The sequence below is a fragment of the Winogradskyella pacifica genome (genome assembly GCF_003386275.1).
In the GTDB taxonomy this organism is placed as follows: Bacteria; Bacteroidota; Bacteroidia; order Flavobacteriales; family Flavobacteriaceae; genus Winogradskyella; species Winogradskyella pacifica.
This window is the reverse complement of record NZ_QREI01000007.1, coordinates 42833-66706: the sequence shown is the minus strand read 5'-3', so window position 1 is coordinate 66706 and position 23874 is coordinate 42833. Positions and strand designations below refer to the sequence as shown.

At 31.9% G+C, this 23874-nt stretch carries 18 protein-coding genes; 13 read left to right on the top strand and 5 right to left on the bottom strand.

Annotated features, from left to right (window positions below):
- Positions 1 to 5: 5 nt before the first annotated feature.
- Positions 6 to 1586, bottom strand: a complete 1581-nt coding sequence (gene hemC, locus DFQ09_RS14075; protein WP_115811428.1) for a hydroxymethylbilane synthase — start codon at positions 1584 to 1586, stop codon at positions 6 to 8.
- The gene (gene hemA / locus DFQ09_RS14070; RefSeq protein WP_115811426.1) at positions 1579 to 2826 is read right to left on the bottom strand and encodes a glutamyl-tRNA reductase; all 1248 of its coding nucleotides are present in this window, start codon (positions 2824 to 2826) and stop codon (positions 1579 to 1581) included. The genes hemC and hemA overlap by 8 nt, the downstream gene beginning before the upstream one ends.
- Before the next feature lie 210 nt (positions 2827 to 3036).
- Here hemA and DFQ09_RS14065 point away from each other — a divergent pair, with 210 nt between their 5' ends.
- On the top strand, positions 3037 to 3936 hold the full coding sequence (locus DFQ09_RS14065; protein WP_115811688.1) for an AraC family transcriptional regulator: 900 nt from the start codon (positions 3037 to 3039) through the stop codon (positions 3934 to 3936).
- Between the two features lie 3 nt (positions 3937 to 3939).
- Here DFQ09_RS14065 and DFQ09_RS14060 read toward each other — a convergent pair whose 3' ends face one another.
- The 3 genes from DFQ09_RS14060 to DFQ09_RS14050 form a co-directional block, all read right to left on the bottom strand.
- Positions 3940 to 6612, bottom strand: coding sequence for a carboxypeptidase-like regulatory domain-containing protein (locus tag DFQ09_RS14060; RefSeq protein ID WP_115811424.1), 2673 nt, complete (start codon positions 6610 to 6612; stop codon positions 3940 to 3942).
- Positions 6588 to 7364, bottom strand: a complete 777-nt coding sequence (locus tag DFQ09_RS14055) for a GLPGLI family protein (protein WP_115811422.1) — start codon at positions 7362 to 7364, stop codon at positions 6588 to 6590. Before DFQ09_RS14055 ends, DFQ09_RS14060 begins: the two co-directional genes overlap by 25 nt.
- A gap of 389 nt (positions 7365 to 7753) precedes the next feature.
- Positions 7754 to 11272, bottom strand: a complete 3519-nt coding sequence (locus tag DFQ09_RS14050) for a TraB/GumN family protein (protein WP_115811420.1) — start codon at positions 11270 to 11272, stop codon at positions 7754 to 7756.
- A gap of 311 nt (positions 11273 to 11583) precedes the next feature.
- Between DFQ09_RS14050 and hemH the strand changes: the two genes are divergently transcribed.
- The 12 genes from hemH to DFQ09_RS18960 all read left to right on the top strand — a co-directional run bounded on the left by hemH (position 11584) and on the right by DFQ09_RS18960 (position 23860).
- Positions 11584 to 12621 (top strand): ferrochelatase, encoded by a 1038-nt coding sequence (hemH, locus tag DFQ09_RS14045; protein ID WP_115811418.1) that lies wholly within the window; start codon positions 11584 to 11586, stop codon positions 12619 to 12621.
- On the top strand, positions 12621 to 13970 hold the full coding sequence (locus DFQ09_RS14040; RefSeq protein ID WP_115811416.1) for an MATE family efflux transporter: 1350 nt from the start codon (positions 12621 to 12623) through the stop codon (positions 13968 to 13970). Before hemH ends, DFQ09_RS14040 begins: the two co-directional genes overlap by 1 nt.
- Positions 13971 to 13974: 4 nt before the next feature.
- Positions 13975 to 14523 (top strand): CopD family protein, encoded by a 549-nt coding sequence (locus tag DFQ09_RS14035; RefSeq protein ID WP_115811414.1) that lies wholly within the window; start codon positions 13975 to 13977, stop codon positions 14521 to 14523.
- Positions 14524 to 14728: 205 nt separating this feature from the next.
- The gene (locus tag DFQ09_RS14030) at positions 14729 to 16138 is read left to right on the top strand and encodes a sensor histidine kinase (RefSeq protein ID WP_115811412.1); all 1410 of its coding nucleotides are present in this window, start codon (positions 14729 to 14731) and stop codon (positions 16136 to 16138) included.
- A 55-nt stretch (positions 16139 to 16193) separates the two neighbouring features.
- The gene (locus DFQ09_RS14025) at positions 16194 to 16976 is read left to right on the top strand and encodes an enoyl-CoA hydratase/isomerase family protein (protein WP_115811410.1); all 783 of its coding nucleotides are present in this window, start codon (positions 16194 to 16196) and stop codon (positions 16974 to 16976) included.
- A 160-nt stretch (positions 16977 to 17136) separates the two neighbouring features.
- A complete protein-coding gene (locus tag DFQ09_RS14020; RefSeq protein WP_115811408.1) occupies positions 17137 to 19185 on the top strand; it encodes a tetratricopeptide repeat-containing sensor histidine kinase in 2049 nt (682 codons plus the stop codon).
- A 97-nt stretch (positions 19186 to 19282) separates the two neighbouring features.
- Positions 19283 to 19939, top strand: coding sequence for a response regulator (locus DFQ09_RS14015; RefSeq protein ID WP_115811406.1), 657 nt, complete (start codon positions 19283 to 19285; stop codon positions 19937 to 19939).
- A 384-nt stretch (positions 19940 to 20323) separates the two neighbouring features.
- Entirely contained in the window at positions 20324 to 20488 is a 165-nt protein-coding gene (locus DFQ09_RS18970; protein ID WP_161624675.1) for a hypothetical protein, read from the top strand.
- A 2-nt stretch (positions 20489 to 20490) separates the two neighbouring features.
- The gene (locus DFQ09_RS14010; protein ID WP_115811405.1) at positions 20491 to 21645 is read left to right on the top strand and encodes a DUF4369 domain-containing protein; all 1155 of its coding nucleotides are present in this window, start codon (positions 20491 to 20493) and stop codon (positions 21643 to 21645) included.
- Between the two features lie 581 nt (positions 21646 to 22226).
- Positions 22227 to 22400: a hypothetical protein gene (locus tag DFQ09_RS18965; protein ID WP_181897190.1), complete on the top strand. Its 174-nt coding sequence runs from the start codon at positions 22227 to 22229 to the stop codon at positions 22398 to 22400.
- A gap of 312 nt (positions 22401 to 22712) precedes the next feature.
- Entirely contained in the window at positions 22713 to 23093 is a 381-nt protein-coding gene (locus tag DFQ09_RS14000; RefSeq protein WP_115811401.1) for a hypothetical protein, read from the top strand.
- Between the two features lie 602 nt (positions 23094 to 23695).
- Complete coding sequence (locus DFQ09_RS18960; protein ID WP_181897189.1) at positions 23696 to 23860, top strand: hypothetical protein; 165 nt, start codon at positions 23696 to 23698, stop codon at positions 23858 to 23860.
- The last annotated feature ends 14 nt before the right edge of the window (positions 23861 to 23874 follow it).

Here is a 23874-nt window from a genome sequence, read left to right as displayed (position 1 = left end):
TAATACTATTTGTAAAATTCATTCACCAACTCAACAACACTCTCAACCAAAGGAACTTTAGCCACTCTCACCTCTTTAAAGTACTTTTTAGCTTCAGTAGCGGTTGTATCTCCTATACAAAATGCAATGCCTTTAGCTTCATTTTGTTGTAAAAAACTTTGAACTGTAGATGGACTATAAAACATAACTCCATCTAAATCACCTTCTACTTTCTTAGCATCAAGCTTCGTTTCGTATGCTTCAACTTCGTTGACTTTGATGTTGTTTTCGGATAAAATATCGGGTATGGTATCTAATCTCAAATTACTACAGAAATAAGTCACTTCAGCACCATCCATAAACTCAACCATGTGATTGGCCAAATCTTTAGCGTACTGCTCGTAATGCTTAACTTTTCCGATACGTTTTTCAACCATACGTTTAGTTTTTCGACCAACACAATAAATATTTTTGAATTGTAATTCTACTGCCGAAAAATTTGTAAGTAGCGATTCTACTGCATTCTGACTTGTAATAATAACGTTCTCAATTTCGTTACGAACAACACTCTTACTAAGTCTGTTGGGATTAATTTTAATATCATCGTTACTTTCAGCGACAACATCATCATGAAACATTGCTTTCTGATCGTTAGTTAATTGTTTCGTAGAATAAATATTAGTGATTTTGTCACCTTGCGTTAATTCGTCAATTAAAACCTTACCTCCCTTGCCAATAATATAATCAGCACAGAATTCTGCTACATTATGATGGTTTCCAAGTGGAACTACTTTAACCACTTCGATTTTTTTAGAGCCATCGGTACTTAAAAGAATCCCTTTAAAATTAAGTTCTTCTTCTTTGTTAATATAAGCAATAGCTCCAATTGGTGCTGTACAACCTCCTTCTAAACGATTCAAAAATTCGCGCTCAATAGTGGTGCAAATTTGAGTTACTTCGTCATTAATTTCTGTACAGATTGCTCTAGTTTCTTCGTCAGATTCTAAAGCTGTAATCATAATAGCTCCTTGTGCTGGCGCAGGAACCATCCAGTGTAGGTTAATTGAATTTTCGGGTGTGATATTTAAGCGTCCTAAACCGGCTCCTGCAAAAATAGCAGCATCCCAATCGTCATTATTTTCAAGCTTTTCTAGTCTAGAGTTCACGTTCCCACGCAAACCAACAATAGTATGCGTTGGATAACGATTTAACCATTGTGCACGTCGTCTTAAACTTCCTGTCGCTATAATGGCGTCTTTAGCTGATAAAAACTCTTCATTGTCTTTAAAAACTAAGGTGTCATTAATATTTCCACGTTTTAAAACTGCCGCTTGAATAATTCCTTTGGGTAAAATGGTTGGTACATCCTTTAAAGAATGAACCGCAATATCAATAATGCCCTTAAGCATGGCGATATCTAAAGTTTTAGTGAAAACTCCGGTAATACCGAGTTCGTGCAACGGTTTATCGAGAACTAAATCTCCTGTTGATTTTATCGGAACAAGGACGGTTTTATGACCTAAATGTTCAAGTTGAGATTGAACGGTTTTTGCTTGCCACATAGCGAGCTGGCTGTCGCGTGTGCCAATGCGAATTATTTTAGACATTATCGGTAGTTTCTAACTGAAATATTTTTTTGATGAGCTCTATGCTTTCATCTGAAGTATTGCCATCTTCTCTTAAGTGATGTGCAAATTGATTTGTTATTTTCTGAATCAAATTACTCGTAATTAATTCTGCCTGAACCTCGTTAAAGTCAGACATCTTTTTACGTTGTGTATTGAACTCAGAATTTTTAAAATCTGTTAATTTATGCTTTATAGCCTGGATGGTAGGTACAAATTTTAACGTATTTAACCACGCATTAAATTCGGCTGAAATTTCTATAATAATCGCTTCAGCATGTGGAATGTATGCTTTTCGCTTTTCTAAAGTATCATCTGTGATTTTTGCCAAATCATCTAAATGTACTAAAGTGATATTAGCATGTTCTCTAATGTCTTCATTAACATTCTTTGGAATCGACAAATCTAAAACCAATAATGGTTTTTCGGTTGAAATTAAAGATTTGTAAACCGTTGGATTTTGAGCGCCTGTTGCTACAATGACAATATCAGAAGCGTTAATTTCGTCTTCTAAATTCTCGTAATCTTTTACAACAAGGTTAAATTTACCGGCAACTTCTTCAGCTTTATCTTTAGTTCTGTTAATTAAAGTGATATGAGAATTCTTAGTGTGTTTAACTAAGTTTTCACAAGTGTTTCTTCCAATTTTTCCTGTTCCGAAGAGTAAAATATTCTTTTTAGAAATCTGCTCAACGGTATTCATAATGTACTGAACAGAAGCAAATGAAACCGATGTGGCACCAGAAGATAACTGCGTTTCGTTTTTAATACGTTTACTAGCTTGAATCACAGAATTCACTAAACGTTCCGTAAATGAATTTAATAAACCTACTTTTTTTGAGATTCGTGCACCAGCTTTAAGTTGAAATATAATTTCGAAATCTCCAAGAATCTGACTATCTAAACCAGAGCCAACACGGAACATGTGGTTTATAGCATCTTTGTTTTTGTGAACATAAGCTACATCTTGAAACTCTTCAATAGTACCTTTTGTGTTATTACATAATAATTGAATCAGTTGAAAAGGATGCTCGGCAAAACCGTAAAGTTCAGTTCGGTTGCAAGTAGAAACCACTAATAGACTTTCGATGCCATTTTGCTTAGCTTGCGACAACACATTGTGTTTAGCCGTATCACTCAAACTAAAATGACCACGCACTTCGGCATCTGCTTTTTGATAGCTGAGACCTATGGCGTAAAAATATTTGCTTTTATTATGCATGTGTTGCGTTCGCTCGTTTACCTGACTTTGGAAAGTAACAGCGCAAATGTAATTTTGATATTCAAATAAAAATAACGCTAGAAGAACTTAAAGTATCGATTGTGGTTTTTTAGGATTGTTTTTTACTAAAACATGATAATTATCATACTTTTGTAGTAAAACCAAGGGCTTTTTAGGCTTTTGTTTAGAATGAATCTAAATAATAACGAAATGGATTTAGAAAAAACTAACTCAGAAAGTATCGCTATAAGTACTTTTGAGGAAACACGTATTGAAGATGGCTTTTTTGTGTTAACCCATAAAAATGAAAATGACAGCCTCGAAATTCTTGAGCGTGAGATTGATAGTAGCTATATTCAGTTTCATTTTTGCACTAAAGGAAAAGCTGCTTTTAAGTTTAATCAGGGCAACTATACCTTGAATATTGATGAAGAAACGTCCTTGTTACTTTATAATCCAGAACGTGATTTGCCGATTCATTTAGAAATTCAGCCGCATTCTTGGTTGGTGTCTTTAGTGATTTCTATTAAGAAATTTCATGGTTTGTTTTCAGAGGATGCTAATTATGTCACGTTTTTAACGGACGATAATAGAGATAAAAAATATTATAAAGACGGAAAAATTTCGCCTTCAATGGCTGTAGTTTTGAATCAGCTCATCAGTTTTAACCTGAACAATTCCATTAAACCCTTATATTTTAAAGGCAAGGCTTATGAATTATTGAGTCTGTTTTTTAACCGAAGTGAAGATGCCGATATTGAACAATGTCCGTTTTTAGTTGATGAGGTCAATGTTGCCAAATTAAAAAAAGCAAAAGACATTATGATAGCAAATATGGCTGAACCACCAAGTTTGCAAGAGTTGGCGGATGAAATTGATTTAAGTCTTAAGAAATTAAAAGAAGGCTTTAAGCAGATTTACGGCGATTCGGTGTTTAGTTTTCTATTCGATTATAAAATGGAAGTCGCTCGTAAACTTTTAGAATCTGGTGATTATAATGTAAACGAAGTTGGACTAAAAGTTGGTTACAGCACAGGAAGCCATTTTATAGCCGCTTTTAAAAAGAAATTTGGGACGACGCCTAAGAAGTATATTCAGGCTTCGAGTTAGGTTTTAGAACCTATATTCTAGTTTTAACAGCACATGTCTTGGTAGCAACCTGTACTCTGCAGTAGAAGTGCCAATATCGCTTATTGAAAACGTTCTGTATGTTTTAGTGTTAAAAAGATTTTTACCGGTTAAGCCCAAAGACAGTTTACTTTTTATGAGTTGATATCTGGCATCAATATCTAAGAAATAATACGTGTTATCCGTTGTTTGTATATTTCCAAAATAATAACGTTCCGATTGTAATTGAACATCAAATTTGTCATTAAATACAAAGGTTAAGTCTAAAAAACTTTCATTGTTAGTATAAGCATTATCAATTGTAGTTTCTATTTTGTTTGTTGTCCATTTTGTGCCTATATGGTAGTTGAAGACACCTTTAAAACCTGAACGTAATTCTATGCCGTAATTATAATTATTAGAGGTTATGGTTCTTAGATCTGAATTATTTACAATGTTTTTAAATTCGCTTTTAGAGTAGCCTAAATCTAGTTTTAAATTAGAAGAGATAAACTTAAAATAATAATCGAGTTTAGAATTTATACTTATAAACTCTCGATCTTTTATTAGTATTTGTCGAGATTGGGTAAAATTTTGTTCAATATCTGTATTGGTAGAAAAGAAATCGTGATTTTTACTGTACAAAATAAATGTATTCGCAAAAAAGCGATCGCTCCAATTACCCAATTGATAATTAAACGAGATGCTAGAGGCATCTAATTGATTAAAATTACTAGTGCCAGCAGAAAACGATCTAAAACCGGTAAGCACAAAGTTGTTATATACATCTAAAATTTTTGCATTAGTGGTATTATAAGAATACGATGAAGTAATTTTGTTTTTATCATTTATTTTCCAATCCAGTCCAATACTAGGATTTGCAAAAAAAGGTTTTTGGCTCTCTGAGCTATTGCTGAAGTCTAATTGATTAAAAAGCTGATGTATGTTTAATTTTCCTGTGAGTCCAAAATCGCCTATTTTATAACGGTATTTACTTTTTAGGTATAAATCGTTAACCGTGTAATTGGTATTGTTTTGGTAACTTATGGGTTTGTCTAAAATAGTTTCATTTTCTAAAATTGAAAACTCAGTGTTTAATTTGTCTTTTCTAAATTCATTACCAAATTGAAGCTCTAGTAAGTTACCGTTAGGTTTTCTATCTAATAAATGTGCGCTTACACCTGCAAATTGCATTTGGTTAGTGCTTTGTTGTTTTACGTTGTTTGCATTGGTAGTATCTGGAAATAAATCTTGATAAAAAAATTGGTTGATACTATAATTTTGTGGTGATTTTTCTTGAATAAAACGCCCTGTAAGTAAAAACACTTTTTTATCTTTAAACTTATTGGTGTAATTAATTTTTTGATCAAATAATGTGTTTTGATGCTTTAGATTCTCTATTGTAGAATTTCCATTAAATATTAAATTAGAGCCATCATTATAATTACCACTATTAAATTTTGTGGTGGCTTCTAACATTTTGGTTTTAGAGATGTTGTAAGTTACGTCTAACTTGCCAAATGCAATTCTTTTTTTATTTCTAAGATTATAATCTTCAGTATTGGTAAAGTTGGTGTTGTCTATATTAACAACATCTATGCTGTTTCTAAAAAAATCAGTTTCATCCCAATTAAAAAAGCCTAATGTTTTTATTTTAAGTTTTTCAGTGGGGTTAAATATAGCATTTAATGAAAGCAGTTCTGCATTATTAAAATTGGTTCTGCTACGTTTAAAATTTAAGCTACCAGCAGATAAATGTAGTGAATTATTAACCTGTTGGTTGTCCCCAATACTGGCCGGCTCATTAAAACGGTAAGGCTTTATGAGTTGTTGAATATCTCCTGTGGTATCATAACCAACACTGTTGCTGTTGGCTAAAAAATAGTATTTATTTTTTTTGCCAAAATTCATAAGGTTACCTTTGAGTTGGTAGAAACTATCATTACCAATACTTAGTTCAGCATTACCAAACCAAATACGTTTAGCATCTTCTTTTAGCTTCAAATTTAAAGCTACTTTATTGCTTTCTTCAATGTCTTTTAGTAACCGATTGTTTGAGTAGCGTTTTAATACCTCAACCTCTTCTATAGGATAGGCAGGCATATTTTTTGACAATATTTTATAGCCTTTCTCAAAAAGATCGTCTCCATCAATCATAAGTTTCTCAATTTCTTGATTGCCTACTTTAATTGTGCCGTTACTACCTACATTTAATCCTGGAATTTTTTTTAATAGGTCTTCTACCGTTTGTTCTGTACCATTAGTAAAGAATCTAGTTTTAAAAAGGATGGTGTCTTTAAGGATAGAAATAGGTTTTTCTGCACGGATAATTACTTCTTTTAAATCTATGGGCTGCTCTTCTAAAACGATATCTAAGTTAAGATGGCTTTGATTTTTTAAAATAGTAATGGAAATGATTTTGGTTTTATAGCCAAGGGAGGAAAACGAAAGCTTAAAATGACCGTATTGGTTAGTGGTTAATTTATAGTTTCCATTTTGATCTAAAAATGTATATTCAATAGTTGAAGAGCTAAGAGAATCTTTTAGAATGATACTTGCTGAAGGAATTGAATTTCCATTTTTTTCTTTAATAAATCCTGAAATAATTGTTTGGGAATAAATGAGACCATTAAAAGTTAACAAAATAAATAGAATTAGTTCTTTTTTTCTTCTTCCCATTCAAATTTAATTTCAAAACCTGTTCTTGGTGTCTTCATTTGAGTTACTTGGACTCCTTTGGGGAGCTTGCTTGCCATTTTTTTAAACTGATTATCGTTGTTAAACTTTCTATCGGCGTATTGTTTTATTGTTAGTGTCTCTTTCCCTTTTAGAACAGGCTGCAAGTCTAAAGCAGTTTCTTCAGTTTGTTTGATTGAATTTACTTGCCAATGGTAACGTTTAGTTGTGTCATATATTTCCATAATTAGCCCTGGTAAACCACTAAATTTCCAAGGTCCGTAAGGTAAAGGATATTCTTCCGAATACCAGGCTATATAATTTCTACCTCTAAAGTATAAAGTTGCTTTTTTTAAAAGGTACTTATCAAGCATTTTTTCTTCATCATGAATTTCCCATTTCAATTGTGGGATATTTTCTTCTACTATAAATTGTTCAGAAAATAAATTTATTCTTGATATAAGCGTATCCTTATTAAAATCTTGATAAAAAACTTTTTTCTTTCCTGCGTAAAATAAATCATATTCCGTGTTTTCCTCTTCACTTTGTTTTATGCTAGATTCTGTATTTTTCCCATAAATGAACATGGACTTTTTTCTCGAGTTATCTAAATATAAAATGCCTTTTTGTGTGGTTGGTCTTTCGGTATTAAAGGAGATTGTATATTCTATTTCAACATCATAATTAATATTCTGTGCATACGTAATATGAGTAATGATATAAAAAAGGATGATTGAATAAGAAATTATTTTCATGTAATTTGAACGATTAAGGTTTATCAATCAAACGTTTTAATTCTTAAAAAATTAAATGAAGACTTTAAATAGATTTAGGGTGATTCGGTTTTCTATTTTGGGACCACGCCTAAGAAGTATATAACGGCTTCTAGTTAACTAAAAACATTATTAGTTTTGGTGTTTATAGACGTATAATGTTTTATTAAATAGCTAGCACTTCCTATAAAAGGTAAACATAAAATTATTGCCACCCAAATTAAAAACTTAAAAGTGCTCTCGTTTTTTGATGCTAAAACTAAGCTTGTAATAATTATTGAAACAAATATTAATAAAAGGACGATAATTTGAAATGGGGAAATCATTAGATTAAAATTTAAATTGTTATAGTCGAAAATACGAAAAAGAGTTTAATAATCATAATACCCATCACCACCAGTAGGCGTTACACGTTGTCTATCCTTATAAATTGCTAGGTTAAGAATTTCGGTATATTGCTCTTCGAGTTCCTTAGTTTTATCAACCATAGTACCATAACTTTCTGATATAGAATAATAATCTACAACCAATTGCTTTGGGTCTTTTGGCTTAATAAATGAAATATAATGTAAGGCCTCCAGTTTGCCAGAATACTCGTCATCCTTATCTATTTTAAAGAAATACATTACGGCATTTTTACCTTTGTCGGTCACAAAATCGCGCTTAAAAAGAAAGGCAATAGAATCTTTTTCTTTTTCATAATTAGCGTCCGATAAGAGTTTCGATTTGGCAAATTGTTGTTGATTAATACCAATAGATTTTAGTTTGCCCAATAATTTAGAAGCATCTAATTCTTCTAAAAGTAAATATTGGTTTTCTTCATCATCTACAAGCTTTTCAGTAAGTTGAGCCGGAATTGTTTCTTTGGCCTTAGTTAATAATACATAATATTTTACCAAGGCATTTATATCATCTACATTAAGCAATTTTGAAAAGAAATCTTTAGCTGTACGTTCTTCTCTATAAGGAAAAATGAGTCGTACATAGGTCGCTAAATTATGCGAATACGAATTGTAACCGTAATTATTATAGCTTCCTAAATTCCGCTTTATTTCCATTTTAGCGTCATTTATCAACTGATTTTTATATTTCTTATAGGTCTTTTGCTTTACTAATCCGCTGTCTTTTATCTTAGCTAGTAAAGTGTAAAGTGGTTGTTTGTACTCTTGTATGGTGCTGTATTCTAATATTTTAGGAAATAGCGAAGCTTTCAATTCTAAAGAGTCCTTACGATTATAATTGTAAAACATGCTGCCAACACTTCCTAAGGGTAAATCGCGCTCCATTAATTCTAAAGCAATGGTATATGATTCTTTGGTGTTAGAATCTAATAAGCCTTCTAAAATAGAGGTTTGGGTTTGTGGATCAGAATAACTATCGTGATAGAGTTGCTTTATAAAAGGCAGATTGTTCTTTAAGTCGATTTCGATGAGTTGTTCTACGAGGTACAATTTTATCTCTAGGCGTTCTTTATCAAATTCAAAATCCTTCAGAATTGAAACGATGTCTTTACTGTTGTGTTTCTTAAATTTAATAAGACCGTAAGATTCTAAAACAATACTGTCTTTTGTTCGTAAGGCTTCAAAAAACTGTTTGGTTTTATCTGTTAACACATTTTTCCCTAAAAGAGTGTCTTTAGGTGTAAATGACTCGTAAAATTCTGTCACAAATTTTGAAGGACCGCTTATAGAATCCACTAACGTTTTTAATTCGAAAAGCACTCCTTCCTTCAAAATATTCTTAACTAATACTTGCTTTGCACTTGAAGAATCTGTGTAACTAAAAGTATTGATGTAAATATCATCATCCGTTTTAGATGACTTACGATTGGCGATATGAAATGCTTTTTCGGCTTTATAATAACGTGCTCTGTAATTTACTTTCTCTTCTAAATCTTTCCAAAGGCTATCTACATTATGAAACATTTGTAAATCGTGAAACTTAGTCCTTGAGATGGAGATTTGCTCGTTAGCATAAGTAGAATAAACCGTTTCGTTTATGGTCTGCTCATAATCTTTAGCTTTTTTACCACCATTGTAATTGTAGTTGTATGGATTTGGTAAAGGTGCTTTTCCATTTGTGTTAACCGAAAAATGTAAAGAGGTATCTATCACTTTTTCGAATCCTGAATAATCTGTTTTATTAAATTTAAACGACTTAAAAAATGCCGTTTTATCGGCTTCATTTGTGCCCACATAACCCAACAGATAGTAACTACCATCCTTAACAATGGTTTTTAGATATAATCTTTTGTTGGTGTCTGCATCTAAAATGGCGTTAGATTCATAGGTTTTGTAATCACCTGCTTTAAAACCACCTTCAGCTTCAACTAATTTGTAATTTTTATATAAGGCATGGTGAAAATACTTAGCCTCAAAACTGTCTTCTTCAATATAAGTTAAGTCGTTTAAAACGGCTTCTTCAACAAAATAATAAGCTCCATCTTTATGACCTTCCACTAGCTTTTTTCCATAGTTATCCATGTTGCTAGAAATATAATATTTAGGAAAATCTACTTGAAACTTACGCTTAGGAGAGGTGAACAGTTGTGTGTCGTCTGAAGGAGTTTTCAATACTATTGAATTGAAAATCTTATCTTCATGTTTGAGTACAAAATCACTGCGACCCGCAAATTTTATAATTATAATTTCTAACGGTGTTTCATAAATATGGTACTTCTGAAACTCACCTTTTTTAGTTTTATTAACGATACTTATGCCGGGATAAGGTTGCGTTAATTCGTCCTTCTTAATAATATCTCCAGGAATGTCTTCATACAGCAAATGGTCAATTTCCTTAAGGCTAATGTTTTCTTTTTCGTTTGGTAAATACGTAAAACGACTAATTCTGTTAATGGTTAAATAGGCACCATTGGTCATGTCTGGATCTAAATAATATTTCTGTCCACCATAAGAAAACTCTCTAAGCTCATCGTAAGTATTGATGCTTAAAAATCCATCCGGACTACTGTGTTTTTTTAGTTCTGGTGTTACAAAAAGACTATCGAGTTTTGTTTTTTCTGTTTTACTATAATCTGTCTGATCCGACGTTAGTGCTTTTACGGTATAACCGCGTTGACGTAACATGTTAATCATGCCGTGTTCTCCTGGTAAATGTGCGGCACCAACTCCTGCAAATACAGATTTGGTAGGCATTAATTTTTCTAAAGAGATCACCATATTCTCGTTTCGAATATAGAGCATGTTTTCGCGGAAGAATTCGGTGTTAACACCAGCACCAATAGAATCGAGTAAGTCTAAGTTTCTATCGCGATATAAGTTTTCTTGAATTAAATACGCGTTCTCTTTAGCATACAATTTTTGTAACCAAGGGTCTAATTCTTTTTTATTAGCGTTATAAGCTGCTTTTGTGGTTAAGTATCTAGATTCTTCTAAATCCTCTAGGGCATATATTTTTTTATTGTTTTTCTTTCCCGCCTGAAAAATAAACATGTCCAAATACGTTTCTTCTTCAAAATTATCTGAAGAACTATTTTTTCTATATAAATAGGCGTTCACTGCATTATTATCCATACGCACTGAGCCTCTAATGGCCATTTCTTCCGGATGCGTTAGCTTAAAAAGGTTGGTGTAAAAATTATCATTATAATTAGTGTAGGCTGCCATTTGCCCAAGCATCATTTCGTAATTAAAACCTGGCCACGTGGTTGGGTCAGATTCTAGTGCAATACAATCACTTTGATCTAAAGCTTTATAAAACACATCGTCTAACCTAAACGCTACTTTTTTACTAACGTGCATGGTGCCATAGAGGTAGGACGGTTTTTCTAATCCGTTTCCTGTAATTTTCCAAAGTAAACTCTGATATTGTTGTTGTGAAAAGGCAACTATTGTAAATAAAAAGAGAAGTAGTGATAGGATTTTTTTCATGTGTTTGTGTTTGTTGACCTTTTAATTGTCACATGCAGTTCGCTATTAATTATATTTTAAATAATTAAATTTTGAACATACTCGGTTCATAATAAAATGTTATCAAGGCTTGTAAAGATATTTAAATCCTTTAAACAGACTTGTAGTTTAACTTAAACTCGATTAAAAACAAGTCATAAAACTATTTGTTTAGGTATCTATAACCTAAAAGTAGATAAAATATTTTAAGATGGTAGAATAAATAAAACCAATACAAACCATTATTAAGTTTTAGGATTAGTATCGTACTTTTGTAGTTGAAAATGTAAAGCATGTCAAAAGGAATTTTATTAGTTAATTTGGGCTCTCCAGACAGCCCAAGTCCTAAAGATGTTAAGAAGTATCTTGGCGAGTTTTTAATGGACGAACGCGTTATTGATGTGCCATTAGTGGCACGTACTATTTTGGTAAAAGGTATTATTTTAAATACCAGACCTAAAGCATCGGCTGCAGCCTATCAAAAAATTTGGTGGGAGGAAGGCTCTCCGTTAATTGTACTTTCAGAGCGACTTCAAGAAAAAGTACAGCAAAAAGTAGAGTATCCTGTGGCTTTGGCCATGCGTTATGGCAGCATGACGATTAAAAAAGGATTGCAAGAATTAGTTGATAAAGGCTGTACTGAAATAAAAACCATTCCGCTATATCCGCAATTTGCGATGGCAACAACGGAAACGATTGATGTAAAAGTAGATGAATTGGTTGCTAAACATTTTCCAGATATAAAAATTACACGAACTCCAGCATTTTACAATCGTGAAGATTATATCAATGTACTTTCTAAAAGCATTGGTGAAACCTTGAATGATTTGGATTATGACCATGTTCTTTTTAGTTATCACGGGGTTCCTGAAAGACATATTCGTAAAAGTGATATTACCAATGGTAACTGCCAAATGAACGGCAAATGCTGTTTTAAAATGGGGAGTAAACAACATGAGTTTTGTTACCGTCACCAATGCGAAATTACCACCGTAAATGTGGCTAAAAAGCTAGGTTTAAAAAATGGTACATATTCTACGACGTTTCAATCGAGACTTGGGTTTGATCCATGGTTAAAACCTTATACAGACCGAACAATTGAAAGAATGGGTAAGGCTGGTACCAAGAAAATGGCTATTGTAACACCTGCTTTTGTAAGCGATTGTTTAGAAACCTTGGAAGAAATTGCGATGGAAGGTGAAGAAATCTTCCATGAAATGGGTGGAAAAGAATTTACAGTGATCCCTTGCCTTAACGACCGCGACGATTTTGCTGAAGTCCTTAGCACTATGGTAGAGGAGTGGGCAACTGCTGAAACGAAAGCCGTATAATGGCAAATGTATCGTCTCAAGATCTAGGTAATGAGCCTATAGGCAAATTACTAATTAGGCAAGCCGTACCAGCATCTATTGGTATTTTGGTGATGTCGCTTAACATCTTGGTCGATACTATTTTTGTTGGAAATTGGATTGGCTCTACAGCCATTGCCGCCATTAACGTAGTACTACCAGTGTCGTTTTTTATTGCAGCATTGGGTATGGCTATTGGTATTGGAGGGTCTTCAATGATTTCTAGAGCTTTAGGTGCTAATAATACTATTAAAGCGCTTAAAACTTTTGGGAATCAGCTCACACTCACCCTATTGTTTACGGTGACGTTTGCTGTGTTTGGACTTTATTTTGTAGACACCCTAATTCCTGCTTTTGGTGGAAAAGGTAATATTTTTGAACCAGCAAAAGTATATTACGAAATCATTCTCTACGGTGTACCCATCTTAGGATTTGTAATGATGGGGAATACTGTCATTAGAGCAGAAGGGAAACCTAAATTTGCGATGTATGCCATGCTTATTCCTTCCGTCGGCAACTTAGTTTTAGACTATATATTTATTAATGTTTTAGATTACGGAATGGCAGGAGCCGCATGGGCTACAACAGGGTCTTATGTCGTGGCGTTTCTGTTTATATTTTGGTATTTTTTATCCGATAATTCTGAGTTGAAAATCAACTTTTCACATTTTAAATTACAGAAGTCTATTGTATCTGAAATTGCATCTTTAGGTTTTGTAACCTTAGCGAGGCAAGCTGTTGTAAGTGTTACGTTCTTGTTGGTAAATAATGCACTCTTTAACTTCGGAGGAGAAACATCGGTTACGGCTTATGCTATAGTTGGTAGGATGATGATGTTTGTATTGTTTCCGGTTTTTGGAATTACACAAGGCTTTATTCCTATTGCAGGTTTTAATTATGGTGCAGAAAAATATGAACGTGTTAAGGAGTCTATTTATACCGCCATAAAATATGCTACTATTTTAGGAACCGCAGTATTTATTGGTTTAATGTTCTTTCCCGAAACTATTACTAAATGGTTTACATCAGATCCTGATGTTATTAGAATTACCCCTAATAATATGAGATGGGCTTTTGCTGCGGTGCCAATACTAGCGTTGCAACTTATTGGTGCTGCCTATTTTCAGGCAGTTGGTAAGGCATTGCCGGCATTGTTACTAACCCTAACGAGACAAGCTATTTTCTTTATTCCATTAATGTATATCTTACCAGTATATTTTGGTGAATTAGGGATTTGGATTGCGTTTCCGATTTCTGATGTGTTATCAACCCTTGTCACTGGTTATTTTTTGAAAAGAGAGATTAATAAAACATTAGTAGATAAAATTTAATCGCATGGAATATTATAATTACATAAAATCATTACATCTCATTTTTGTAATTACTTGGTTTGCTGGCTTGTTCTACATTCCAAGATTATTTGTGTATCAGATTGAAGCCTTTCACAAACCATCACCAGAAAAAGAAATTTTAGGAAAACAGTTAAAATTAATGGCCAAACGTCTTTGGTTCATTATCACATGGCCTTCTGCAATTTTAGCCACATTATTTGCGCTTTGGCTACTGATTTTAATGCCAAGTTGGTTGCAACAAAGTTGGATGCATGTAAAATTGCTATTTGTGTTCCTATTATTTATCTATCATTTTAAAACTCATTTGTATTTTAAACAACTTCAAAATGATGAGGTTAAAGTCACCTCTAATTTTATGCGAATTTGGAACGAAGGCGCCACCTTTATTCTATTTGCTGTTGTTTTTCTAGTCATTCTGAAAAGTTCTATAAACTGGATTTTTGGAGTGCTCGGTATTGTAGTTTTAGGGGTTTTATTAATGCTAGGGTTTAAGCTGTATAAAAACATACGTTCTAAAAATCCGGAAGCATAGAATCGAATTCCAAAATCTAAAATCCAAATCTCAAATGGTACGCATTGGAATTTGAGTTTTTTAAAATTGGAATTTACACATAGTGTCTTTGGATTGATTATTGCTATATTTAAAACTTATATTTCAGAATTAAAACGCGTCCATTTTCTTGGGCATTTCAATAATGATACAACGTCTATCCTTACGAGCTCGAATAAATGTAGCCATGATACTTTTAGTACTTGTAGCCTCGGTTTTGATCGCTGCAGTAACTATTTATCAATATAGTGAAGAGGCGAAGGAGTACCATAGCGAACGTTTAGAGCGTAAAGAAAAAGCGATTAAGCAAAGTATTAATTTCGTTATCGGTGAAACCACATATCCTGTTACAACAGATAATATTCCGTTAATTTTTAAAGATGAAATTTTCGAAATTGATGCCATTCATAATTTACAAATTAACCTTTATGATTTGGATGGACAATTATTAAAAAGTTCAAAAAGAATCATTCAAAGAGATCCTTCCGATCTTTGCTTAGATGCTGAAATATTAAACACCTTATCTAATACTTTAGAACACCGTTACGTGGTGAAGAATAAGGTTGCCGGACAAACGTTTCAGTCATCGTATACGTACATTATGGACGAAAAGTTTAAGACTTTAGCTATTTTAAATTTACCCTATTTAGAAAATGATGATTTTTTTAATAAAGAGCTAAAGGAATTTTTAAAACGTTTAGCTTATGCCTATTTAGTATTGATTTTAGTCGCAATTGTCTTTGCTTATTTTATATCTAAATTCATAACCAAATCACTTCGGACTATTAGTGATAAGATGAATGAAACACGTTTAGAAAAGCGAAATACAAAGATTCAGGTAGATTCATCAAGTAATGAAATTTCAACGCTTATTAATTCTTATAATAGCATGATTGATGAGCTTGAAGCGAGTGCTGTGGTTTTAGCAACTAATGAGCGTGAGCAAGCTTGGCGCGAAATGGCAAAGCAAGTGGCCCACGAGATTAAAAATCCATTAACACCAATGCGATTAACGGTTCAGAGTTTTCAACGTAAGTTTAATCCAGAGGATGAAAACATTCATAAAAAAGTAGATGAATACAGCAATACGTTAATTCAGCAAATCGATACCATGAGTTCTATTGCCTCGGCATTTTCAAATTTTGCTAAGATGCCAGCTCAAAAAAGTGAAATGCTCAACGTGGTGCATATTGTAAAAATGGCACTCGATATTTTTAACGAAGAGTACATTGAATTCTATTCTGAAACTGAAGAAATTATTGCTAAATTTGATAGAACACAGTTAATAAGGGTGGTTACCAATTTAGTTAAAAATGGTATTCAAGCAATTCCTAATGATGCTAAAAATCCTAAAATTGTAGTACGTGTTTTTAGGGAAGGAGACAATGTAAACATTACGATTGAGGACAATGGTACCGGAATAGATGAAGAAACTAAAGATAAAATATTCGAGCCAAAATTTACGACCAAAACGAGTGGAATGGGCTTAGGTTTAGCTATGGTAAGAAACATTGTAGAAACTTATAGTGGAAGTATTACCTTTACTACGCAATTAGGAAAAGGAACCATTTTCACTGTAAATTTTCCTAAAAATTAATTTAATGATAATGTCACACTGAGCAGAGTCTGAGTGTCTTTTAAAACATATTTCAATGAACTACGAAAACATACTTTCAGATTATTCCAACGGAATTACAACTATTACCATCAACAGACTAAAGAAGTTGAATGCCTTGAATAAAGATACTATTCAAGAATTACATGATGCTTTTGATGCTGCAGATACAGATGAAAACACTAAAGTTATCATCCTTACCGGAAGCGGTGAAAAAGCCTTTGTGGCCGGAGCTGATATTAGCGAATTTGCAGATTTTAGTGTTAAAGAAGGAGGAAAACTAGCCTCACAAGGACAAGCGTTATTATTCGATTTTGTGGAAAGTTTAAGTACACCAGTAATTGCAGCCGTAAATGGTTTTGCACTTGGTGGAGGCTTAGAATTAGCGATGGCTTGTCATTTTAGAGTGGCAAGTAGCAACGCAAAAATGGGATTGCCAGAAACGTCTCTAGGAGTGATTCCAGGGTATGGAGGTACACAACGTTTACCGCAATTAGTTGGTAAGGGTAGAGCTATGGAAATGGTAATGACAGCTGGTATGATTGATGCTAACCAAGCATTAAATTACGGTTTAGTAAACCACGTTGTTGAGCTAGAGGAATTATTGCCGTTAGCAGAGAAGATTGCAAGTAAAATAATGCGAAATTCTTCTGTTGCCATCAGTAAAGCCATAAAAGCGATTAACGCGAATTACAAAGACGGAAAAGATGGTTACAAAGTAGAAATTAAACAATTTGGAAAATGCTTTGGAACAGAAGATTTTGTAGAAGGGACTACGGCGTTTTTAGAAAAGCGTAAGGCAGATTTTCTTGGGAAGTAACTTTTTTATAACGAACTAAGTTTATTATACCTCTGATGATTGACTGCTATTTAACGTCAATTGACAGAGGTTTTTTCTTGCAACAAATTAAAATTTAACAAAATATACGGTTTTACCGTAATGGGGCATCCTGTTATTTCTGCTTCTTTATTTTTAGAGAATGAAAAAGTATTTATTTTTCTTATTAACCATATTCGTTTTATTTTCTTGTAAAGAAGAAATAAACATAAGCAAAGAGCCACCTTTACCTAAAGAGGTGGATTCTTTGTTTAAAGTGGCGTATAATAATTCTTTAACTCTTGATACTAGAGAAGCAGCTATTAATAACATTGAGAATTATCTTAACCAGCGCCAGAACGATTCAACAAAAAGAAGAAACTATTTAAAAGTTGCTAATAGATATTTTAGTATAAATGATTATAATTCTTATTATGAAAGTGCTAAAATAGCTAACGAATTAGCCATAAAAGCACAAGATACTTTCATTACTGCTCGGAGCTATATGTATCTCGGGAAATATTTTTTACATCTAAACAAAAAGGATAGTGCTTTTTACTATAGTTATAAGGCCTCAACTTTACTCTCTATTATTAAAGATACTAAAACGCAGAGGAGCGCCCTTTTAAATTTGTCTATAATCTTACGGTCAGTAAAGGATTATACAAAAAGTGAGAAATATGTAATTGAAGCGCTTGAAGTATTGGAAAGTGATAATGATTATTTATCTAAATATGGGGTCTATAACACTTTAGGTAAATTATTTGCTGAAACCCGAAAATATGATTTAGCTTATAATTATCACAATAAAGCACTTAATGTAACAGATTATTTTAATGAAAAGCAAAAAACCTATCAATTAAGACTAAAGGCTCAATCATTATTAAACATTGCCATTTTAAAAATGGAGCAAGGCCTTTATAAGGAAGCAGAACCCTATTTTGAACAAACAGATAACATAGGTGTACTTTCTAAGCAGAACCCTTTTAATTATGCTTATTTATTAGAGAATTGGGCATACAATAGGCATAAATTAAAAAAAAATAAAGTGATGCCGCTTTTTAATAAAGCGCTGCGCGTACACGACAGTCTAAATTCGCCGTCTCGTAGTACAGGAGAGTTGCTTTTGGCTAAGTATTATAAGGATATAAAAAATAATGATTCGGCTTTTTATTTTGCACAAAAGGCATACTATACCACTAAGAAAAATGGACAATTAGGAGAGGAGCTGAAAGCCTTACATTTAATGGCACAAACCGATAGTTTAACAAAAACAAGACAATGGTACGAAACCTATTTAACCTTACAAGATAGTATTACTTTAAACGAACGCAACCAACAAGAAAAGTTTGCTTTAATTGAGTTTAATACAGAAAATTTAATAAAAGAAAAACAATCTGCTGAAAAACAAAGAGACAAAGCGGATAAAGGGTTTTGGATTGCAACACTATTGAGTGTACTCATTTTATTAATATCTCTTATGGTCTATATAAATAGAGCCAGAAAATTAAAAAACAAAGAATTACTTCTAGCTCAAAAGGAATTAGAAGCCAATGAGAGCTTGTATAACCTAATGCTAGAAGAGCAATTTAAAATAGAGCAAGGGAAGCATTTTGAAAAAAAACGCATGTCTCAAGAATTGCATGATGGAATATTAGGTAAGCTTTCAGGTATTCGTTTAAATCTATTTGTGCTTAATAAAAGAAAAGATGCAGAAACGGTTGAAAAGTGTCTACCATATATAAAAAGCTTGCAGGACGTGGAAAAAGAAATACGTGCTATTTCGCATAATCTGAGCGAAGACTTGTTTTCAGATCAAGTGAATTTTACTAAAATGATTTCAGGTTTGTTTGAAAATATTACTGGTGATTCCAAATTAAAACTCAATTTATATTTTGATGAATTTATAGACTGGAAGGTTGTATCTAATTCGACTAAAATTGAAGTATACCGTATACTCCAAGAGGGACTACATAACATTAAAAAGCATGCTAAAGCCAATACGGTTATAGTAAAGATGGCGCAAACCGAAACACAGATTGTTATTGAGCTTATAGATAATGGTGTTGGTTTTTCTAATACGACTAAATCAAAAGGTATTGGTCTAAAAAACATGAAGGAAAGAGCTGGTAAAATAAACGCGGAACTAAACATAGAGTCGCAGCCTAAGTTAGGCACAACGCTTTCAATTTCTATACCCAAAACGTTTTAATACTTTTTATAAAAAGGGATTAAGTTGATTCTAAAGTTAAGTATTGATTAATTTTTTTATATTTGGTTTTACACCTTTCTATTTTTAGAACTACTTTATGGAAGTATTGATTATTGACGACCATCCTATCCAAATAGATGGCTATAAAAGTATTTTGTCTTTAAGCGATATCAATGAGTTTCTTAATATTACGGCATGTTATAATTGTGAAGAAGCATATAAGATTATAACAACATCTCAGAATAAAAATCGTTTTGTATTAGCCATAATAGACTACAGCATTCCGCCTTATGAGGATCAAAATTTATTTAATGGTCAGGATGTTGCCCGTTTAATGCAAAGGTACTTCCCGGAAACTAAAATTGTTATTATTACTTCACATACAGAAGCTATAGTTTTATATAATATTCTTAAAAAAGTAAACCCTCATGGACTTTTGGTTAAAAGTGATATTGATGGGGAAGAGTTACTTGTCGCTTTCTCTGAAATTACAAAAGGGAATACTTATTATTCCGAAAGTGTAATAAAAGCTAAAAAAACACTTATCTCTAAAGAAGAGCTTTTAGATACGACTAATAGAAAAATCATTGAACTCTTAGCGCAAGGTATAAAAACAAAAAACTTACCTACGCATCTGGCACTTTCTCAAAGTGCAATAGAAAAACGCAAATCTACTATAAAAGATGTCTTAGGTATTACCAAAGGTAACGATGAAGATATTTTAAGAGAAGTACGCAAACTGGGCCTACTTTAACATATAGTACGGTTTTACCATAACATTACTTCTTTTTTACAAGTTACATTTACAAAGTCAATACGTTGCAACATATTTGGTATTGTATAACCTTAAATTTTTTTTGAAAATGAAAAAAGTGTTATTTAACATTTGTTATGTTATTGTCATTTAATGTGAGTCGATAGAAGAAATTAAATTATAAATTATGTTTAAGAAAAATATAATCCTTTTTTTTTAGGTATAGTTACGGTGATTGTTGGGGCAATGCTGAAAATTGGCGACAGTATTGATAACACTGATGTAATACTAGCAATTGGACTATTAATAGAAATAGTTGCAATTATAGGACTAATACTATTTTATAAAAAATCTAAAACTTAATAAAACTATATTCTCAAAAACATGAAACGATTTATTTACATCTTATTGATAGCTTTATTGGCCGTTGCATTAGTATCATTGATATTTTGGCTAATAACAGGAGAACTCAACTTAGTTGCACCAATATTTGGAGCAATTGCGTTCGTGATTTTAGCAATTAAAACATCAAAAAATAAAATACTATAACTATGAAAAAATCTTACATCTTAATAGGTTTTCTTGCTTTTACATTATTATCCTCTTTTTCTTTTAGTGAACTAAGTAAAGGACACTTTAGTATTAAGGGGGATATTTCTGGTTTTGAAGATAATACTAAAGTAATGTTGCTAAACGCTGAAACCAATACTGTTTTAGATACAGCGTTTGTTAAAACCAACCGTTTTGAATTTTCGGGAGAAGCAACAAGTGAACCTCAAAATTTTGTTGTGTACATACCTGTGGAAAACAATATGAAATACACCTACCTTTTTATAGCAGATGAAGATGTTACTGTAGAGGGCAGTATTGATGATTTTCCTAATAACTTAACTGTAAAAGGCTCTTTGCATCATAGTCTTAAAGCTGCGTATGATAAACGAGTGGCAGACTATGACAGAGAACTGAACACTTGCAAAACTAAAATTTTGGAGATGCAGCAACAGAAGCAATGGAACGATAGTTTACAACACGAGTATTTAGGTGAAAAAGGAATTCTAAATAAAATTGTTGCAAAAAAAACAGCAGAAGAAAAACAATTTATAGCTGATAATAGCGATACATTTTATGGGCTACAGATTTTGTATTACAAAAAAGCGAACTATAAAGATAAAGAACTAAAAAAGGTGTTTTCTAAATTTAGTAAAACACTTCAAAATACTAAAAACGGAATAGCAATTCAAGCATTCTTAGATCATCCTGAAATAAAAAAAGGAGACCAATTTGTAGATTTTGAGGCTTTGGGTAAAGATGGATCAACTAAAAAATTATCAGAGCAATTTGATGGCAAAAAATATGTTTTATTAGATTTTTCAACACCGACTTGTCCAAATAGTGTAAAAGCAATCCCTATGTTACAGAATCTTAATGAAAAGTATAGTGAAAGTTTAAATATTGTAACATTTTATACTGAAAATAAAATAGAACATTTTAATTATTTTTCTAATCCAGAAACAAGTCCTTGGGATTTTATGTGGACTGAAGAAGGTACAGAAGGATTCCCATATTTTAGATACAGAGTAAATAGCACACCGACGTATTATTTGTTTTCACCTAACGGAAAGCTCATAGAAAAGTGGTCGGGCTTTCAGCAGGGTTATTATGATGATACTCAAAGTAAAATAGAAAATCTTATTGGTAATAAATAACATGCTTTAGCTAAACCATTTTTTGACTTTAACATAGATTATGGTTTTACCGTAATACTACCTCTTTTATATTAATTAAATTTACAAAGTCGACACGCTGCAACTTAATTGATATTAAATTTATTGTATAAATGAAGATATTAAAAAAATTCCTAATTGAAAACACAGAACAAGTAAGTGGTTTATTAAAAGTACTTTAATGTTACGCCGTACTTCATGCAAGCAGTGCATGTGATAACTGTCATTAATTTAAAATAAGAAAATTATGAGTAAAAGTTTAATACTTTATATCGCTTTATTTATAAATCTGATTATAATGATTTATACATTATTAGAAATAAATAAAATAAAGGAATTTAAAAAAAATAAAAAGCACATTTTGATATATGTAACAATTTTTATTCCTGTTTTAGGTTTAGTTCTAACAAAAAATGAAAAGAAGTAATATTAAAATTTTTAACACAACCAATAGCCGCTAGGCTGTGGGTTGGTTTTGATGATGTTACTTCCCTTTTGGTTAGCTTTAACTATGGTACAATTTTACCTTAATACGTCCACTATTTTACAATAAAAAGAAGTTAATGAATCATCATTTTCATCAAACGATAAAAAAATGCTTCTTTATGGCGCGTCAATTACCAGGTATTATGCATTATTTTGCAAAAAACATCATAACGAAACAGCTTCTAATACATCCAACAATGATCTTAAAACATTTAGTTTCACTAAAAGACAATGGTGACAATGGGCTATAATTAGTGTCGCTGATATTGCTGGGAGTGTAGCAGGTTGAGGTGCATTTTCAGTAGCTACAGGAGCAGCAGCAAGCACGATAACGATTGCTATTATTGTTAAAGCAAAATAAATTTTTTAGGTTGTTAGTTGGTGATTTAATAAGATTATTAACTATTCACCTAATTTATATAAATCTATTTCAATAATTAAAACTAAAAACCATGAAAACAAGATTATTTATTATTGCATTTTTTCTGTTCAATTCTATTCTATTCGCTCAATCTAAATTTACATTAGGGTTTGATCTAAGTGAGCAGTTTATGTAAAAGGATGTGGGACTAAATATTGAAGGTTTGTTAGGCTACAACTTAAATTCAGATATAACTCTTGTTCTAAGTGCGTCCAATGCAACAATGGAAAATAAGGATTTAGACTTAAAATATAAATTAGATAAATATGCATTTCAAGTAAATTATGATTTCGGAAAATCTGAGACCTCTAAGTTTGAATCTATTTTTGGGTTTTCTTACGTTAATTTTGATAAGAAGCTGAATCTTGAAGACGATAATGGATTAGGGATTGATTTAGGTGTTCAAGTCTTATTTGGTTTAAAAAGCAAACTGCATTATGGACTTAGGATTGTTTCTACTTATAGCAGTATTGCTCCTGGTGGCATATTAAATGCAGGAGCAATTTTTAGATATAACTTATGAAATTTGAAGTCTGCTCGTTGTAGTGTTTAGCGTAAAATGCTTATGGTCAAAATTTTACATACAATAATTCAATCTTTGGTTTACCAGATCTATAGCGTTAAAAACTGAATAGATATGAAAGAATTATTTGGAGTAATAATAGCTGTAGCATTTGTGATTTTCTCAATTAGACAAATTATAAATTTTGAATCTGAATCTAGCTTAATAGAGTTGATAGTTTATTTGATTACTTCAGTTTTTTTCACGGGACTATTGATTTATTATATCGTAAAAAAAATTAAGTCTTAAAATTCAATATGCCATAAAAATTAAAGTTTTTGTTATCGTTTCCTACTTATTACAAGTTGTAAAAGCGTTTTAATGAATAATACTTTTGAAAGTAGAGGTGCTATTGGTAAAATAGCAGAAAGGTTGTTTTAAATAAATAAAATTATGAGAAACTTAAAAATAGTTTAATAATTGTTATAGTTATTTTAGTTGTTATAGCATTAGGTTATTTATTGGAATATTATGATTTCAAAAATATGCTGATTATTCTAGGTTCTGTTCTCATTGGTGGTTATGTTGGTTCGAGATTTATTACAAATTAATTATTAGTCCTTATGAAACGTTTAATCTACATCTTATTAGCAGCTTTATTAGCCGTTACAGTGGTATCATTGATATTTTGGTTAATAACAGGAGAGATTAACGTTGTTGCTTCAATACTAGGAGCAATAGTTGTTGTTCTATTATCAATTAAAGCCTCAAAAGATAAAAACTTTTAGAGCTATTATAATAG

Bases quoted from the DNA above. Each gene is read 5' to 3' on its own strand.
- hemC (WP_115811428.1), bottom strand. From the start codon at position 1,586: ATGTCTAAAATAATTCGCATTGGCACACGCGACAGCCAGCTCGCTATG.
- DFQ09_RS14020 (WP_115811408.1), top strand. From the start codon at position 17,137: ATGAAAAAGTATTTATTTTTCTTATTAACCATATTCGTTTTATTTTCT.
- DFQ09_RS14015 (WP_115811406.1), top strand. From the start codon at position 19,283: ATGGAAGTATTGATTATTGACGACCATCCTATCCAAATAGATGGCTAT.
- DFQ09_RS18960 (WP_181897189.1), top strand. From the start codon at position 23,696: ATGAAACGTTTAATCTACATCTTATTAGCAGCTTTATTAGCCGTTACA.
- DFQ09_RS14030 (WP_115811412.1), top strand. From the start codon at position 14,729: ATGATACTTTTAGTACTTGTAGCCTCGGTTTTGATCGCTGCAGTAACT.
- DFQ09_RS18965 (WP_181897190.1), top strand. From the start codon at position 22,227: ATGAATCATCATTTTCATCAAACGATAAAAAAATGCTTCTTTATGGCG.
- DFQ09_RS18970 (WP_161624675.1), top strand. From the start codon at position 20,324: ATGAAACGATTTATTTACATCTTATTGATAGCTTTATTGGCCGTTGCA.
- DFQ09_RS14010 (WP_115811405.1), top strand. From the start codon at position 20,491: ATGAAAAAATCTTACATCTTAATAGGTTTTCTTGCTTTTACATTATTA.
- DFQ09_RS14060 (WP_115811424.1), bottom strand. From the start codon at position 6,612: ATGGGAAGAAGAAAAAAAGAACTAATTCTATTTATTTTGTTAACTTTT.
- hemH (WP_115811418.1), top strand. From the start codon at position 11,584: ATGTCAAAAGGAATTTTATTAGTTAATTTGGGCTCTCCAGACAGCCCA.
- DFQ09_RS14065 (WP_115811688.1), top strand. From the start codon at position 3,037: ATGGATTTAGAAAAAACTAACTCAGAAAGTATCGCTATAAGTACTTTT.
- DFQ09_RS14055 (WP_115811422.1), bottom strand. From the start codon at position 7,364: ATGAAAATAATTTCTTATTCAATCATCCTTTTTTATATCATTACTCAT.
- DFQ09_RS14040 (WP_115811416.1), top strand. From the start codon at position 12,621: ATGGCAAATGTATCGTCTCAAGATCTAGGTAATGAGCCTATAGGCAAA.
- DFQ09_RS14050 (WP_115811420.1), bottom strand. From the start codon at position 11,272: ATGAAAAAAATCCTATCACTACTTCTCTTTTTATTTACAATAGTTGCC.
- DFQ09_RS14025 (WP_115811410.1), top strand. From the start codon at position 16,194: ATGAACTACGAAAACATACTTTCAGATTATTCCAACGGAATTACAACT.
- DFQ09_RS14035 (WP_115811414.1), top strand. From the start codon at position 13,975: ATGGAATATTATAATTACATAAAATCATTACATCTCATTTTTGTAATT.
- hemA (WP_115811426.1), bottom strand. From the start codon at position 2,826: ATGCATAATAAAAGCAAATATTTTTACGCCATAGGTCTCAGCTATCAA.